At 74.1% G+C, this 13726-nt stretch carries 10 protein-coding genes; 4 read left to right on the forward strand and 6 right to left on the reverse strand.

Features of this window, described 5'->3' with window-relative positions; genetic code table 11:
- Positions 1–3: 3 nt before the first annotated feature.
- On the reverse strand, positions 4–3231 hold the full coding sequence (locus Sdi02f_RS02675; RefSeq protein WP_438363737.1) for a CHAT domain-containing protein: 3228 nt from the start codon (positions 3229–3231) through the stop codon (positions 4–6).
- Positions 3232–3421: 190 nt separating this feature from the next.
- Between Sdi02f_RS02675 and Sdi02f_RS02680 the strand changes: the two genes are divergently transcribed.
- The 3 genes from Sdi02f_RS02680 to Sdi02f_RS02690 all read left to right on the forward strand — a co-directional run bounded on the left by Sdi02f_RS02680 (position 3422) and on the right by Sdi02f_RS02690 (position 6026).
- Entirely contained in the window at positions 3422–4855 is a 1434-nt protein-coding gene (locus tag Sdi02f_RS02680) for a S8/S53 family peptidase (protein ID WP_108932628.1), read from the forward strand.
- 71 nt (positions 4856–4926) lie between these two features.
- Entirely contained in the window at positions 4927–5502 is a 576-nt protein-coding gene (locus Sdi02f_RS02685; RefSeq protein WP_030403699.1) for an RNA polymerase sigma factor, read from the forward strand.
- On the forward strand, positions 5499–6026 hold the full coding sequence (locus tag Sdi02f_RS02690) for a hypothetical protein (protein ID WP_108932629.1): 528 nt from the start codon (positions 5499–5501) through the stop codon (positions 6024–6026). The genes Sdi02f_RS02685 and Sdi02f_RS02690 overlap by 4 nt, the downstream gene beginning before the upstream one ends.
- A gap of 27 nt (positions 6027–6053) precedes the next feature.
- Here the strand turns inward: Sdi02f_RS02690 and Sdi02f_RS02695 are convergent, their stop codons facing one another.
- Both Sdi02f_RS02695 and Sdi02f_RS02700 read right to left on the reverse strand, forming a co-directional pair.
- Entirely contained in the window at positions 6054–7277 is a 1224-nt protein-coding gene (locus Sdi02f_RS02695) for a cytochrome P450 (RefSeq protein WP_031185594.1), read from the reverse strand.
- A 73-nt stretch (positions 7278–7350) separates the two neighbouring features.
- Positions 7351–8148: an N-formylglutamate amidohydrolase gene (locus Sdi02f_RS02700; protein WP_031185595.1), complete on the reverse strand. Its 798-nt coding sequence runs from the start codon at positions 8146–8148 to the stop codon at positions 7351–7353.
- A gap of 80 nt (positions 8149–8228) precedes the next feature.
- Here Sdi02f_RS02700 and Sdi02f_RS02705 point away from each other — a divergent pair, with 80 nt between their 5' ends.
- Positions 8229–8570 (forward strand): DUF5713 family protein, encoded by a 342-nt coding sequence (locus Sdi02f_RS02705; protein WP_030403695.1) that lies wholly within the window; start codon positions 8229–8231, stop codon positions 8568–8570.
- A 67-nt stretch (positions 8571–8637) separates the two neighbouring features.
- Here the strand turns inward: Sdi02f_RS02705 and Sdi02f_RS02710 are convergent, their stop codons facing one another.
- From Sdi02f_RS02710 to Sdi02f_RS02720, 3 genes are all read right to left on the reverse strand, one after another.
- Positions 8638–10857, reverse strand: a complete 2220-nt coding sequence (locus Sdi02f_RS02710) for an NADP-dependent isocitrate dehydrogenase (RefSeq protein WP_030403694.1) — start codon at positions 10855–10857, stop codon at positions 8638–8640.
- Positions 10858–10959: 102 nt separating this feature from the next.
- A complete protein-coding gene (locus Sdi02f_RS02715) occupies positions 10960–12021 on the reverse strand; it encodes a mechanosensitive ion channel family protein (RefSeq protein ID WP_107062426.1) in 1062 nt (353 codons plus the stop codon).
- A 160-nt stretch (positions 12022–12181) separates the two neighbouring features.
- Entirely contained in the window at positions 12182–13696 is a 1515-nt protein-coding gene (locus Sdi02f_RS02720) for an amino acid permease (RefSeq protein WP_030403692.1), read from the reverse strand.
- Positions 13697–13726: the final 30 nt, after the last annotated feature.

The following is a 13726-nucleotide window of genomic DNA, read 5'->3' on the forward strand; positions in this document are numbered from 1 at the left end:
CCCTCAGGCCGCCCCGAACGCCGTGAACGCCCACCCCGTGGCCTGGTGCACCGCGTCGCCCGGCAGCGAGGCCCGCGCGTCACGGAGGGCCTCCGCCAGCGACAGGCCCGCGTCCAGGCCCTTGTGCAGCGCGAGCATCAGCGGCACCACGGCGGCGTCGTTGACCGGCGCGGTGCACGCCACCACGCCGGCCGTGCCCAGCGGCAGCAGCGCGGTGACGAGGCCGAGCAGCTCGTCGGCGCCGACGGACGCGAAGCGAGCGGTGTCGCAGCAGGGCAGGATGATCCGGTACGGGCTGCGGTCCAGCCGCTCGAAGTCGTGCACGATGAGCGGCCCGTCCGCCATCCGCAACGACGAGAACAAAGGGCTGTCCGCGCGGAACGTCCCGTGCGCCGCGATGTGCGCCAGCGCGGCCCCGTCCAACTCCCGCAACACCCTCGGCACCCGTGCCTCGTCCCCTTCCAGCACGGTGGGCCCGCCCCGCCCGGCCGAACCGCCGGGAAGCCCCGCCGCACGTGCGCGCGGGACACGTCGGTCCGCCCCCTCCGGTCCGGCCCACGGCCCGGGTCCCCACGCGCCCTCGCCGCCCGCCGTGCCCGGCCTCCTCCGGCCGGCCGTGGCGCGCGGACCGTCCGGGGAGCCCGTCGCGGACGGGGCCGCGTCGCCCGCCGCCGCGGACGGGGCCGCGTCGCCCGCCGCCGGGGCCGGGAGCCCGCCGCCCGCCGCCGGGGGCCGTGCCCAGCGACCGGCCGCCCCGGGAAGGGGCTCCTCGTCGGACGGCCGGAGCCGGGCCGGCCGGGCCGGAGCCGCCGTGCGGCTGCCGTCCCCGGTCCCCGGGAGCCGGTCCCCGCGGTCGGCCGTCCCCGCCCCGTCTCCGGCGCCGGGGAGCCGGAACGGGCCCGCGACACTCGCCCCGGGCCGGCCGCCGGTGCCGGCCGCCCGAGCCTCCGGGCCGACGACGACCGGGCCGGGCGGGGTGTCGTCCTTGTTCTCGGGCGGGTGGTGGGTCGGGGTTTCGCTGTCCGGTGTGCGTGGGGCTTCGTGGCGTGTCGTGGTGGCCGGGTCGGGCGGGGTGTCGTCCCCGTCCCCGGGCGGGCGGTGGGCCGGGGTTTCGTTCCCCGGTGTCCGTGTCGCCCCGTACCGTTCCGCGAGTTCGGGGATCTCGGCGCCGCCGCTCGCCAGGCCGGGGCCGCGGACCAGGACCTGGCGGCCGCCGGGCGGGGGAGCGGTGTCCTTCGCGCGCAGCCAGCTGCTCGCCGACGGCGACACGCTCAGGACCCGTTCGCGCAGGGCGGGCAGCAGGGCCCACGGCACGCGGTGCAGGCGGCCGGGCGGGACCACGACGACCGGGCCGCAGCCGAGGTGCGCCGCGGCGGGGCCCAGCAGCAGGTGCTGCAGCCGCGCGCCGGCCGCCTCCACCAGCGGCAGCCGCGCCTCCGCGCCCGGATGGGCCAGCCGTCGCAACCCCGCCTGTACGTGCTCCGCCTCCGCCTCCGCCTCGGCCAGCATCCCGGCCTCGAACCGCCGCACCCGGCCCTGCCCGCACAACAGCACGTGCACCCGCCCGTCGAGCACCGCCAGCTCCACCAGCCGCACCTCCTCGCCCAGCCGGTGCAGCAGCCGCCCCACGTCGAACCGGTCGCCGTCGTGCGGTGCCTCGCCCCGCATGTGCAGGGTGCGGGAGCGGACCTCCCGTTCCAGGCGCCGCTGTTCGCGCTCCAGCGCGGGCGCGGGCCGGCCGCCTTCCGAACGGGCCTCCTCCGCGCGGGCGGCGAGTTCCCGGAACGCCGTCATGGCGGTCAGCAGCACCGGATCGGCCGGCGGCCGGGCCGGCGGCGCCGACAGCACCGTCGCCCGCCAGCGCTCGCTCCAGCCCAGCAGCCGCCGCGGCCCGCCGGAGACCAGCGACGCCCGCTGCGCCAGCGCCGCCAGCTCCGCGCCCTGCGCGGTGGCCCGGGCCCGCAACTCCGAGGCGCCCAGCGTCATCCGGTGGTCGTCCAGGACGTCCAGACCGCGCCGGCAGGCTTCGAGCACGCCCCGCGCCGACCCGGCCGCCCGCGCCCGCAGCGCCTGCGCCGCCCAGCCCGTCATCCGCGCCAGCGGCGGACCGCCGTGCCTGCTGCGCGCGGCCACCGCCAGATGCCGTTCCGCGTCCGCCGTCCAGCCGAGGTCCAGCGCGATCCGGCCCGCCAGCAGCGAAGCCTCCGGCGCGGCGGGCGCACCGAAGGCCGCCAGCCGTTCGGCCACCGCCGCCGCGTCCGCGACCAGCCGGCCCGACCCGCGCCCCGTGGCGGCCCGTGCCTCGAGCAGCACCAGCCGGGCGTGCGTCTCGTACCAGGTGCGCCGCTGCCCGGCGAACAGCCGCACCGCCACGGCCGCGCGCGCGAGCGAGGTCTGCGGGTCGCCCGCCAGCCGGGCCGCCCGCGCCGCCACCAGCAGCAGCTCCGCCTTGCGGGTGGACTGCCCGCCGATCCCGTCCAGCGCCGCGACCGCCCCGTCCGCCTCCGCCAGCGCCTCCGGCGCCAGCCCCGCCGCCATCAGCACCTCGCAGCGCCGGATGGTGAGCATGAACGTCGGCGTGCCCAGCTTCGCGTACCGCTCCTCCGCCTCGTCGAGGAGCCGCAGCGCCGCCGGCACGTCACCGGCGCGGAACGCCGCGAGCCCCCGGCTCTCCACCGCGTCCGCCTTGTCGTGCTCCTGGCCCGTGGTGTCCCACAGCGCCTCCGCCGCCGTGAAGTCGGCGTTGGCCCGCTCCACCGAGCCCTGCGCCAGGTGCACCGTCGCCCGCAGGGTCAGCGCCCGCGCCGTCCAGATCACGTCGTCGGCCTGGCGCAGCACCGGGATCGCCCGCCGTACGTCCTCCAGCGCCTCGCCGTGCCGGCCCAGGACCCACCACACGTACGCCCGCCGGAACAGCACCCGCGCGCGCGTGTGCCCGCTCCCGCGCGCCACGCCCCGCTCGAACGCGGCCAGCCCCGCCCGCGTACGCCCGGAGTGCACCAGCGCCACCCCGAGCGTGGCCAGCACGTCCGCCTCCCGCTCGGCCGAATCGGCGCGGGCGGCGAGGTCCCGGGCGCGCCGCAGGTGGGCCAGGGCCCGCCGGGTGTCGCCGAAGTCCCGCTGCCAGATGCCGATCACCTGATGGGCGACCGAGGCGTGCAGCGGCGAGGGATCGGCGCCGAGCAACTCCTCCGCCCGCGTCAGCGCTTCGCCCGGGGCGGCGAACACCATCGGCAGCAGGTCGAGAACCGGGTCGTTTCGCGCCGTCACCCCACGGATGGTAGTGCTCCGGAACCGAGCCCCACAGGTTCGAGTCTGTATCAATCGGCCGCCCCGGGACTCTGATTGACGACCGCCGTCACCACCGCGGTCACGACCGCGGCCCGCACCGCCGTCACCGCCGCCCCAGTGGAGGACACGCATGGCACCACAGCGATTCCGCGAGCAGTTCGACCAGATCCAGCGCTCGATGCCCGGCGTCCCGCTGGCGATGGGCCCGGACGACTCCGCCGAGTTCCTCTACGAGAAGGGCGTCGTCCTGGCCCGTGACGGCGAGGAGGCCCGCCTCGTCGAGGACACCGTGCGCGACCACTTCACCACCATGTCCGGCCTGACCCCCGACCACGTGCGCCGGGCGGGCCCGGAGACCAACCGCACCGGCATCACCCGCATCCAGGTCGCCGACCCCGGCCAGGGCGGCGGCGAGGGCGACCCCACCGTCGGCCACGCCCTGCGCTCCCTGAGGACCATGGAGGGCCGCGCGGGCCGCCGGCTGATCAGCCGCAACCACGTCGTCTCCATCGCCGTCAACGCCTGCCCCGGCGACGAACCCGTGCCCGTCCCGCTGACCGAGCCGCCCAACCCGGCCCCCGCCGGGACGCCGTACGACGCCGGGACCGCCGTGGGCGTCCTCGTCCTGGACACCGGGCTCATGCACGACTACCGGTCCTACCCGCTGCTGGCCCACACCGAGGGCGACGCCCAGATCAGGGAGTGCGACGACGACGGCGTCCTGTGCCAGTACGTCGGACACGGCACCTTCATCGCCGGGCTGGTCGCCGCCGTCGCGCCCAACACCGGGGTGACCGTCCGCAACACCCTCAACGACGCGGGCGCCATCCTGGAGTCCGAGCTGGGCGAGAAGCTCTTCGAGGCCGTCGACCGGGACGGCTGGCCCGAGATCCTCAGCCTCTCCGCCGGCACCTCCAACGGCCGCACCGACGGCCTGCTCGGCGTGCACGCCTTCATGGAGGAACTGCGCGAGCAGCGCACCCTGCTGGTCGCCGCCGCGGGCAACAACGCCAGCGCCACGCCCTTCTGGCCCGCCGCCTACGCCACCCTGCCCGGCTGGGAGGACGCGGTGCTGTCCGTCGGCGCGCTGCGCTCCGACGGGGAGTTCGGCGCCTGCTTCAGCAACCACGGCGCCTGGGTGCGGGCGTACGCCCCCGGCGAGCGCCTCACCAGCGCCCTCACCGGCTTCGGCACACCCGTGCCCTACGTCTACCAGCACTCCACCTACGACGCCTGCCGGTTCGGCTTCGCCTACCCCTGCACCTGCCAGTACCCGCGCCACCACGGGGTGCTGAGCGAGCCGGGGGAGGCGCCCGCCAAGCCGGACCAGGTGATGTTCGAGGGGCACGCCCAGTGGAGCGGCACCTCCTTCGCCACCCCGGTGGTCGCGGGCCTGGTCGCCTCCCACATGACGGCGCACCGGGAAAGCGATCCCCGCGCGGCCGGCCGGCAACTGCTCGCGGCGAACAAGGAGTACGCGGAGGTGCGCGGCGCGCACGTGCCCGCGCTGCTCCCGCCCACCTGGCACCCGGTCTCCGTCGACTCCTCGGCCGGCGGGTCGTGAAGGTCCTGGCGGCGGTCGGAACGACCCACTCCACGGCGTACGATGGCACGTCGTACACGAGGGGTGGGACCGTGGACCGTGCAGATGTCGGGGCGCTCGTCCAGTCGGCTGCCGACGGGGACGCGGCGGCCTGGAAGTCACTGGTGGACGGACTCGGCCCGCTCGTGTGGTCCGTGGCCCGTTCGCACGGGCTGTCCGACGCCGACGCGCACGAGGTGTACCAGACCGCCTGGTTCCGGTTCGCCCAGCATCTGGGGCGGATCCGGGAACCGGAGAAGACCGGCTCCTGGCTGGCCAGCACGGCACGCAACGAGTGCCTGAAGCTGCTCAAGGCCTCCAGGCGGTGGACACCGACCGACGATCCGCAGTTGCTCGACCGGCCGAGCGAGGACCGCACGCCGGAGGAGTCGGTGCTCGACTCCGAGGAGGCCGCCGCGCAGACCGAGCGCGTACGGCTGCTGTGGCAGGAGTTCGAGGAACTGGGCGAGCGGTGCCGCCAGTTGCTGCGGGTGCTGATCTCCTCGCCACCGCCCAGTTATCAGGAGGTGTCCGCCGCGCTGGGCATCGCGGTGGGCAGCATCGGGCCGATGCGCCAGCGCTGTCTGCGCCGGCTGCGTGCCCGGCTCGAGGCACGGGGGACGAAATGAGCGACCTGAACGACGAGTACGACGCATACGACGAGTACGACGGGGCCGACGGCCACGGCGCGTCCGGCGCGTACGACGAGCGGGACGAGGAACTGCACGACGGGCTCGTGGAGGAGGAACTGCGGCAGGCCGCCGCGATCCTGGACCCGGTCCCGGCCGGGCTGCGGCGCGTCGCGGTCGACGCCTTCGTCCTGCGCGACCTGGACGCCCGGATCGCCGAGCTGACCTTCGACTCGCTGGTGGACGGCATCCCCGTCCGGGGCGAGACGGACCCGCCGCGGATGCTGACGTTCAGCACCGACGCGGTGACCGTCGACGTCGAGGTGACCGCGGACGGCCTGATCGGCCAACTCCTGCCGCCGGGCCCCGCCGGGGTCGAGGTGCTCAGCGGCCCGCGGGCGCACGCGCGGCTGACGGCCGACGACATGGGCCGGTTCGCCGGCGAGGCACCGCCCGCCGGCCCGTTCGCGCTGCGGCTGCGAACCGGCCGGGAGGTGGTCGTCACGGAGTGGCTGCGGGCCTGAGCGCGCGGCGGCCACCAGGCGTAGGGCCTACCAGGTGCACGGGAGCGTGCGCGGCCCCCTGATCATGGTCTTGCGGCGCCAGGCCACCTGGTCGGCGGGGACCGCGAGCCGCAGCTCCGGCAGCCGCTCCAGGAGCGTGTCGACCAGCAGTTCGGTCTGCATCCGGGCGAGCACGGCGCCCGTGCAGAAGTGGTGCCCGTTGCCGTACGCCAGGTGCGGGTTGGGCTCGCGGTCCAGGTCGATGCGGTCCGGGTCGGGGAAGACCTCCGGATCGCGGTTGGCGGCCAGGTAGGAGACGTACACGGGGTCGCCGGCGGCGATGCGCGTCCCGCGGACCTCGACGTCCTCCAGGGCGATGCGGGCCAGGCCCACCGAGGTGCGGTGCGAGATCCAGCGCAGCAGTTCGTCCAGCGCCGTGCCGCGCGCCCCGGGCCGCTCCCGCATCCGCGTCATCAGCTCGGGGCGGGTGAGCAGCAGGTACAGCATCTGGCCGACGTTGTGCGTGACGGCCTCGCCGCCGATCTGCAGCGGCCCCGCCAGCCCGACGGCCTCCGTCTCGCCGACCTCGCCGCGGCCCACGGCGGCGCCCAGCAGGGAGTACACGTCGTCGCCGTCGCCGTCCGCCCGGGCGCGGACGGTCTCGGTGATCCACCCGTACAGGCCCTGCTTGGCCCGCTCGGCGGCCTCCGCGCCGCCGGAGGTGGAGATGATCTGCCGGGTCCAGGAGTGCACACGCTCCCGGTCGGCGGCCGGCACGCCCATCACCTCGCTGACCACGGCGATCGGGAACGGCTCCAGCACCCGCTCGACCAGGTCCGCCGGCGGTCCCTCGGCGAGCATCCCGTCGACCAGGCCGTCGAGGATCTCCTGCGCCCGGGGCCGCAGCCGCTTCGTCGCGCCCACGGTGAACGCCCCCGCGACCGCCCGCCGCAGCCTGTTGTGGTCCGGCTGGTCGGCGAAGGCGAGCGAGCCGGGGCGCGGCTTGAAATGCGGAGCGAGACGCGTGACCTGACGGCGCGTCAGCTCGGCCCGGCCGAAACGCGGATCGTTCGTGATCGCCCTGACGTCGTCGTACCGCGTCACCAGCCAGGCCCACCCCTCGCCGTGCGGGAGCCGGACGCGGGTCAGCGGCCCCTCGCGCATGAGTGCGGCGAGGACCGGGTCGAACTCCGGGCCGTCCAGGTCGAGGGCGGGCCAGTCCCGTACCGGGGGCGGCGACTGGCCGGTGAGGGTGGTGGTCTCCTGCGTCATCCCCCCACCCTCGCCGGGCGTCCGCCCGGCTGTCGCGCGGGAGTGCTCCAGCCGGTGGGCGGCCGGCCGGCGCTCAGGCGGACACGGCGTCCACGAGCGCCGCGAGCGACTCGGCGAGCCGGGACAGCCCCGGCCCGGCCGGACCGCCCGGCTCCGTCATGTAGGTGTCCCGGCGGATCTCCACCATCAGCGCGGCGACCTCGGCCCGCTTCCCGTAGAAGTCCAGCGGTACGTACGTCCCGCCGAAGGGGCTGTCCAGGCCGGTCTCCCCGCACGGGGCGAAGGCCTCCCGGGCCGCGGCGAGCAGCCCGGGCGGCGTGTGGAAGCCGTCGGTGCCCAGGCAGACGGGCGGGCGCGGTCCCCCGCCGTGCAGTTCGTAGGGGAGCGGCTCGGCCGGATAGGAGTGCACGTCGACGATCACGGCCCGTCCGGTGGCCGCGAGCCGGTCGGCGACCGCCTCGGTCATGGCCCGCGCGTAGGGCCGGAAGTACCGCTCGAGCAGCGGCTCGGGGTCGGTGCCGTCCGGGCGCAGCACCTCGCGGTGCGAGGTCCGCGTGTACACGGCGCCCATCCCGGCGGCCGTCATCTCCTCCCGCTCGTCCGGGAACCGTTCCGGGTCGACCACCAGCCGCGAGGTCCGGTTCACGAACCGCCAGGGTGTGAGGCCGGCGAGTTCGGCGGCCCGCCCGGCGATCTCCGCCGTGTGCGCGTCGGTCATGTGGTCCAGCTCCCGCTCCAGCTCCGCGCCGGTGAGGGCGAGGCCGGCCCGCACGTCGGCGGGGACCGCACGGGAGGAGTGCGGCACGTGCAGCAGCACCGGGGAGTGCGGGGCGCCCGGCAGCAGCTCGAAGGCGGGCGGGGCGTCGGTCACGGGGCGGCTCCGGGGGGCGTTGTCAGTGGGGCGCGGCAGGATGCGCGGTGTCGGCGACGGACTACGAGGACGGGAGCGTCATGCCGATCACCAACGAGCGGGTGGCCGCACATCGGTTTCTGGAGGGGCTGTACAAGGACGACTACTTCCCCGACCGGGTGGTGGACCGGGGCCGCGACGTCCTGCTGCGGCTGTGCGAGCGCGTGGAGAGCGACCGGCCCGCCGGTCTTGCGGCACTGTACGCGCTGACCCACGCGGCCACCGAGGAGTTCAACGAGCTGGAGGCGGCCTTCGAGGAGGCGGGCAGCGAGATCGAGACCACGGCGCGGGAGGAGATCGGCGAGGCCTTCTGGTTCGTCGCCCAGGCCTACGGCTTTCCCGACGCGGACCCGGAGGAGCTGATCGCGCCACGGGAGTGGTGAGGCGGCGGCACCCCGCCTCCGGGTGACGGAGACGGGGTGCCGGGGTCCCGGCGGGCCGGGGAGAGGGTCAGGCGAGGGACGCCAGCGCCTCGTTCCAGGTGGCCGACGGGCGCATGACCGCGGCGGCCTTGGCCGGGTCGGGCTGGTAGTAGCCGCCGATCTCGGCGGGCTTGCCCTGGACGGCGTTCAGCTCGTCGACGATCTTCTGCTCGTTCGCGGCGAGCGTCTCGGCGAGCGGGGCGAAGGCCTTGGCCAGGTCCGCGTCGTCGGTCTGCTCGGCCAGCTCCTGCGCCCAGTACAGGGACAGGTAGAAGTGGCTGCCGCGGTTGTCGATGCCGCCGACGCGCCGGGTCGGGGACTTGTCCTCGTTGAGGAAGGTCGCCGTGGCGCGGTCGAGGGTGTCGGCGAGGACCTTGGCGCGGGTGTTGCCCGTGGCCTCGGCGTACTGCTCCAGGGACGGCACCAGGGCGAAGAACTCGCCGAGGGAGTCCCAGCGCAGGTAGTTCTCCTTGACCAGCTGCTGCACGTGCTTGGGGGCGGAGCCGCCGGCGCCGGTCTCGAAGAGACCGCCGCCCGCCATCAGCGGGACGACCGACAGCATCTTGGCGCTGGTGCCCAGCTCCAGGATCGGGAACAGGTCGGTCAGGTAGTCGCGCAGCACGTTGCCGGTGACCGAGATCGTGTTCTCGCCGCGGCGGATGCGCTCCACCGACAGCTTGGTCGCCTCGACCGGGGACAGGATCCGGATGTCCAGGCCCTCGGTGTCGTGCTCCGGCAGGTACTGCTTGACCTTGGCGATCAGGTTGGCGTCGTGGGCGCGGCCCTCGTCCAGCCAGAAGACGGCCGGGTCGCCGGTGGCGCGGGCGCGGGTGACGGCCAGCTTCACCCAGTCGCGGATCGGCGCGTCCTTGGTCTGGCAGGCGCGGAAGATGTCGCCGGCGGAGACCGTCTGCTCCAGCACGGCGTTGCCCGCGGCGTCGACCAGGCGGACCGTGCCCGTGGTGGGGATCTCGAAGGTCTTGTCGTGGCTGCCGTACTCCTCGGCCTTCTGCGCCATGAGACCGACGTTCGGGACCGAACCCATGGTGGAGGGGTCGTAGGCGCCGTTGGCGCGGCAGTCCTCGATGACGGCCTGGTACACGCCGGCGTAGGAGGAGTCCGGGATCACCGCGAGGGCGTCGTGCTCGCCGCCGTCCGCGCCCCACATGTGACCGGAGGTGCGGATCATGGCCGGCATGGACGCGTCGATGATGACGTCGGAGGGCACGTGCAGGTTGGTGATGCCCTTGTCGGAGTCGACCATGGCCAGCTCCGGGCCCTCGGCCAGCTCGGCGTCGAAGGACGCCTTGATCTCGGCGCCCTCGGACAGGGACTCCAGGCCCTTGTAGATGCCGCCCAGGCCGTCGTTCGGGGTCAGGCCGGCCTTGGCCAGCACGTCGCCGTACCGGGCGAAGGTCTTCGGGAAGAAGGCGCGGACCACGTGGCCGAAGATGATCGGGTCGGAGACCTTCATCATCGTGGCCTTCAGGTGCACCGAGAACAGGACGCCCTCGGCCTTGGCGCGGGCGACCTGCGCGGTGAGGAACTCGCGCAGCGCGGCGACGCGCAGCACGGAGGCGTCGACGACCTCGTCCTTCTTCACCGGCACCGACTCGCGCAGCACCGTGGTGGTGCCGTCGTCGCCGACCAGCTCGATCCGCAGGGCGCCGTCCTCGGCGATCACCACGGACTTCTCGGTGGAACGGAAGTCGTTCTCGCCCATGGTCGCCACGTTGGTCTTGGACTCGCCGGTCCAGGCGCCCATGCGGTGCGGGTGGGTCTTGGCGTAGTTCTTCACCGAGGCCGGGGCACGGCGGTCGGAGTTGCCCTCGCGCAGGACCGGGTTGACCGCGGAGCCCTTGACCTTGTCGTAGCGGGCGCGGACGTCGCGCTCCTCGTCGGTCTTCGGGTCGTCCGGGTACGCCGGCAGCGCGTAGCCCTGGCCCTGCAGCTCGGCGATGGCGGCCTTGAGCTGCGGGATGGAGGCCGAGATGTTCGGCAGCTTGATGATGTTCGCGGCGGGCGTCTTGGCCAGCTCGCCGAGCTCCGCGAGGGCGTCCGGGATGCGCTGGTCCTCGGTGAGGTACTCCGGGAACAGGGCGATGATGCGGCCGGCCAGCGAGATGTCGCGGGTCTCGACCGCGACACCCGCCTGCGAGGCGTACGCCCGGACCACCGGCAGGAACGAATACGTCGCCAGGGCCGGGGCCTCGTCAGTGTGTGTATAGATGATGGTCGAGTCAGTCACCGGGTGCTCCGCTCCACGTCTGCAACATTGCTCGACATCAAGATATCTCGTGATCGACCGCGGCTCGACAGGGGTCGCGGGGAGATTCCGGCCACCCCCGCGTCAGGGGAGCGCGACGGTGTCCTCGCCCGCCCGCTGCCGCGGAAGGACCACGGCCCCCTGCTGGAGCGCGACCGTCCGCGCGGGCGACGGGATCCGGATGCCCTCGGCCCGGTAGCGCTTGTGCAGGCGCTTGATGAACTCGTGCTTGATCCGGTACTGGTCGCTGAACTCGCCCACGCCCAGGATCACGGTGAAGCCGATCCGCGAGTCGCCGAACGTGTGGAAGCGGATCGCCGGCTCGTGGTCCGGGACCGCGCCGCCGACCTCCGTCATCACCTCGGCGACCACCTCGGCCGTCACGCGCTCCACGTGGTCCAGGTCACTGTCGTAGGAGACGCCGACCTGGACCAGGACCGTGAGCCGCTGCTCGGGCCGCATGAAGTTGGTCATGTTCGACTTGGCGAGCTGCCCGTTCGGGATCACGACCAGGTTGTTGGACAGTTCGCGCACGGTGGTCTGGCGCCAGTTGATGTCCTCGACGTAGCCCTCCTCGCCGCTGCTGAGCTGGATGTAGTCGCCCGGCTGCACGGTCTTGGAGGCGAGGATGTGAATGCCCGCGAACAGGTTGGCCAGCGTGTCCTGGAGGGCCAGCGCGACCGCCAGACCACCGACGCCGAGGGCCGTGAGCATCGGCGCGACGGAGACGCCCAGTGTCTGCAGCATCACCAGGAAGCCGAGGGCCAGCACCAGGATCCGGGTGATGTTGACGAAGATCGTGGCCGACCCGGCGACCCCGGAGCGCGAGGTCGTCACCGTCCGTACCAGGCCGGCGACCACCCGGGCCGCCGTCACCGTCGCCACGAAGATCAGCAGCACCGTCAGGGTCTGGTTGACGCTGTGCCGCACCGCCCGCGTCAGCGGCAGCGCCGCCGCGGCACCGGCCACGCCGCCCGCGACCGCCGCCCACGGCGCCACCGTGCGCAGGGCGGCCACGATCACGTCGTCGCCGCTCCAGCGGGTGCGCCGCGCGTGGCCCGCCAGCCGGCGCAGCAGCAGACGCAGCAGGAACGCGCCGAGCAGGCCCGCCCCCAGCGCGACGCCGGCGGGCAGCAGGTGGTCCATGGTCGGGTCCTCGGTCACCGGCCGCCTCCAACGGAAAGCCCAGGGATGTCGGGGATGCGCGATCCGCCCGGACCGCAAGGCAGTTCGACCGGCGTGCGGGCTCATCCTGCCGCATCCCGGGAGGTGCTCCCCACCGTGCCGGAGCGCGGGGCGGGCCGTCTCAGACGATGCCCTCGGCGAGTTCCGCCTGCTCGCGGTCGTCGCCGTAGGCCGCGGCCGTCGGGGTGCCGTAGGAACGGCGGGCGACGAACCACCACACCGTGGCCAATACCAGGACGACGACCAGGGCGACGGCGGCGTAGTTCATCGTGTCGGCCGTCACCGGGGAGGACTGCGGGAGGCAGAACAGCACGGTGACCAACGCCACCCACACCACCGCGACCCACCCGACCGGCCTGCTCCACCGGCCCAGGTTCCAGGGCCCCGGCGTGAACCGGTCACCGGCCCGCAGCCGCAGCAGCACCGGGATGGCGTACGCAGGCGTGATGCCGATGACGTTGATGGCGGTCACCGCCCCGTACGCCGTCGCCGAGTACAGGGACGGCAGCGCCAGCAGACAGGCGACCGCCACCGACAGCCACACCGCCGCCACCGGCGTCTGGGTGCGGGCGGAGACCCTGCGCCACAGCGACGAGCCGGGCAGGGCGCCGTCCCGGCTGAACGCGAACACCATCCGGCTGGCCGCGGCCACCTCGGCGTTGCCGCAGAACAACTGCGCCACGATCACCACCAGCAGCAGCGCGCTCGCGCCGTCCGTGCCCAGGCCGTCCAGGAGGATCTGCGCGGGCGGCACCCCGGTCGCGGTGTCGCGGGTCGCGGCGTAGTCCTGGATCGCGAAGGTCAGCCCGGCCAGCAGCACGAAACCCGCCAGCCACGACACCCAGATGGCCCGCACGATGCCGCGCGCCGCCGACACCGACGCGTTCGAGGTCTCCTCGGACAGGTGGGCGGAGGCGTCGTAGCCGGAGAAGGTGTACTGCGCGAGCAGCAGGCCGATCGCGGCCACGTACAGCGGGTTCTCCCACCCGGTGTCGTTGACGAACTCGGTGAAGACGAAGGACGGCGACTGGTGGTGGTCCGGGACGATCACCAGCGCCCCGACGATCAGCGCCACACCGGCCAGGTGCCACCACACGCTGACCGAGTTGAGCACGCTGACCAGCCGCACCCCGAAGAGATTGAGGGTGGCGTGCAGCAGCAGGATCACGACGAAGATCAGCATCGTCTTCTCCGGCGTCGGCTCGAAACCCCACTGGAGGTTCAGGAACGCGCCGGTGAACAGCGCCGCCCCGTAGTCGATCCCGGCGATCGCCCCGAGCAGCCCCAGCAGGTTCAGCCAGCCCGTGTACCAGCCCCAGCGCCGCCCGCCGAGCCGGTCGGCCATGTAGTACAGGGCGCCGGACGTGGGATACGCGCTGGTCACCTCGGCCAGCGCCATCCCGACGCACAGCACGAACAGGCCCACCCCCGCCCAGCCCCACATCATCACGGCGGGACCGCCGGTGCCCAGGCCGAAGCCGTACAGGGTCATGCAGCCGGACAGGATCGAGATCACCGAGAAGCTGATCGCGAAGTTGCCGAAGCCGCCCATGCGGCGGGCCAGCACCGGCCGGTATCCGAGTTCGCGCAGGCGCTGTTCCTCGTCGGTGGCCGACGGTTCGGGGGAGCGGGACATGACAGACCTCCGGGGACGGAAGGGTGGGGG

Source organism: Streptomyces ardesiacus (genome assembly GCF_003112575.1).
Taxonomy (GTDB): Bacteria; Actinomycetota; Actinomycetes; order Streptomycetales; family Streptomycetaceae; genus Streptomyces; species Streptomyces ardesiacus.

What these genes read in the sequence shown, in the direction of transcription:
- Sdi02f_RS02720 (WP_030403692.1), bottom strand. Translation starts at nt 13,696, where the DNA reads ATGTCCCGCTCCCCCGAACCGTCGGCCACCGACGAGGAACAGCGCCTG.
- Sdi02f_RS02715 (WP_107062426.1), bottom strand. Translation starts at nt 12,021, where the DNA reads ATGGACCACCTGCTGCCCGCCGGCGTCGCGCTGGGGGCGGGCCTGCTC.
- Sdi02f_RS02680 (WP_108932628.1), top strand. Translation starts at nt 3,422, where the DNA reads ATGGCACCACAGCGATTCCGCGAGCAGTTCGACCAGATCCAGCGCTCG.
- Sdi02f_RS02675 (WP_438363737.1), bottom strand. Translation starts at nt 3,231, where the DNA reads ATGGTGTTCGCCGCCCCGGGCGAAGCGCTGACGCGGGCGGAGGAGTTG.
- Sdi02f_RS02705 (WP_030403695.1), top strand. Translation starts at nt 8,229, where the DNA reads ATGCCGATCACCAACGAGCGGGTGGCCGCACATCGGTTTCTGGAGGGG.
- Sdi02f_RS02695 (WP_031185594.1), bottom strand. Translation starts at nt 7,277, where the DNA reads ATGACGCAGGAGACCACCACCCTCACCGGCCAGTCGCCGCCCCCGGTA.
- Sdi02f_RS02690 (WP_108932629.1), top strand. Translation starts at nt 5,499, where the DNA reads ATGAGCGACCTGAACGACGAGTACGACGCATACGACGAGTACGACGGG.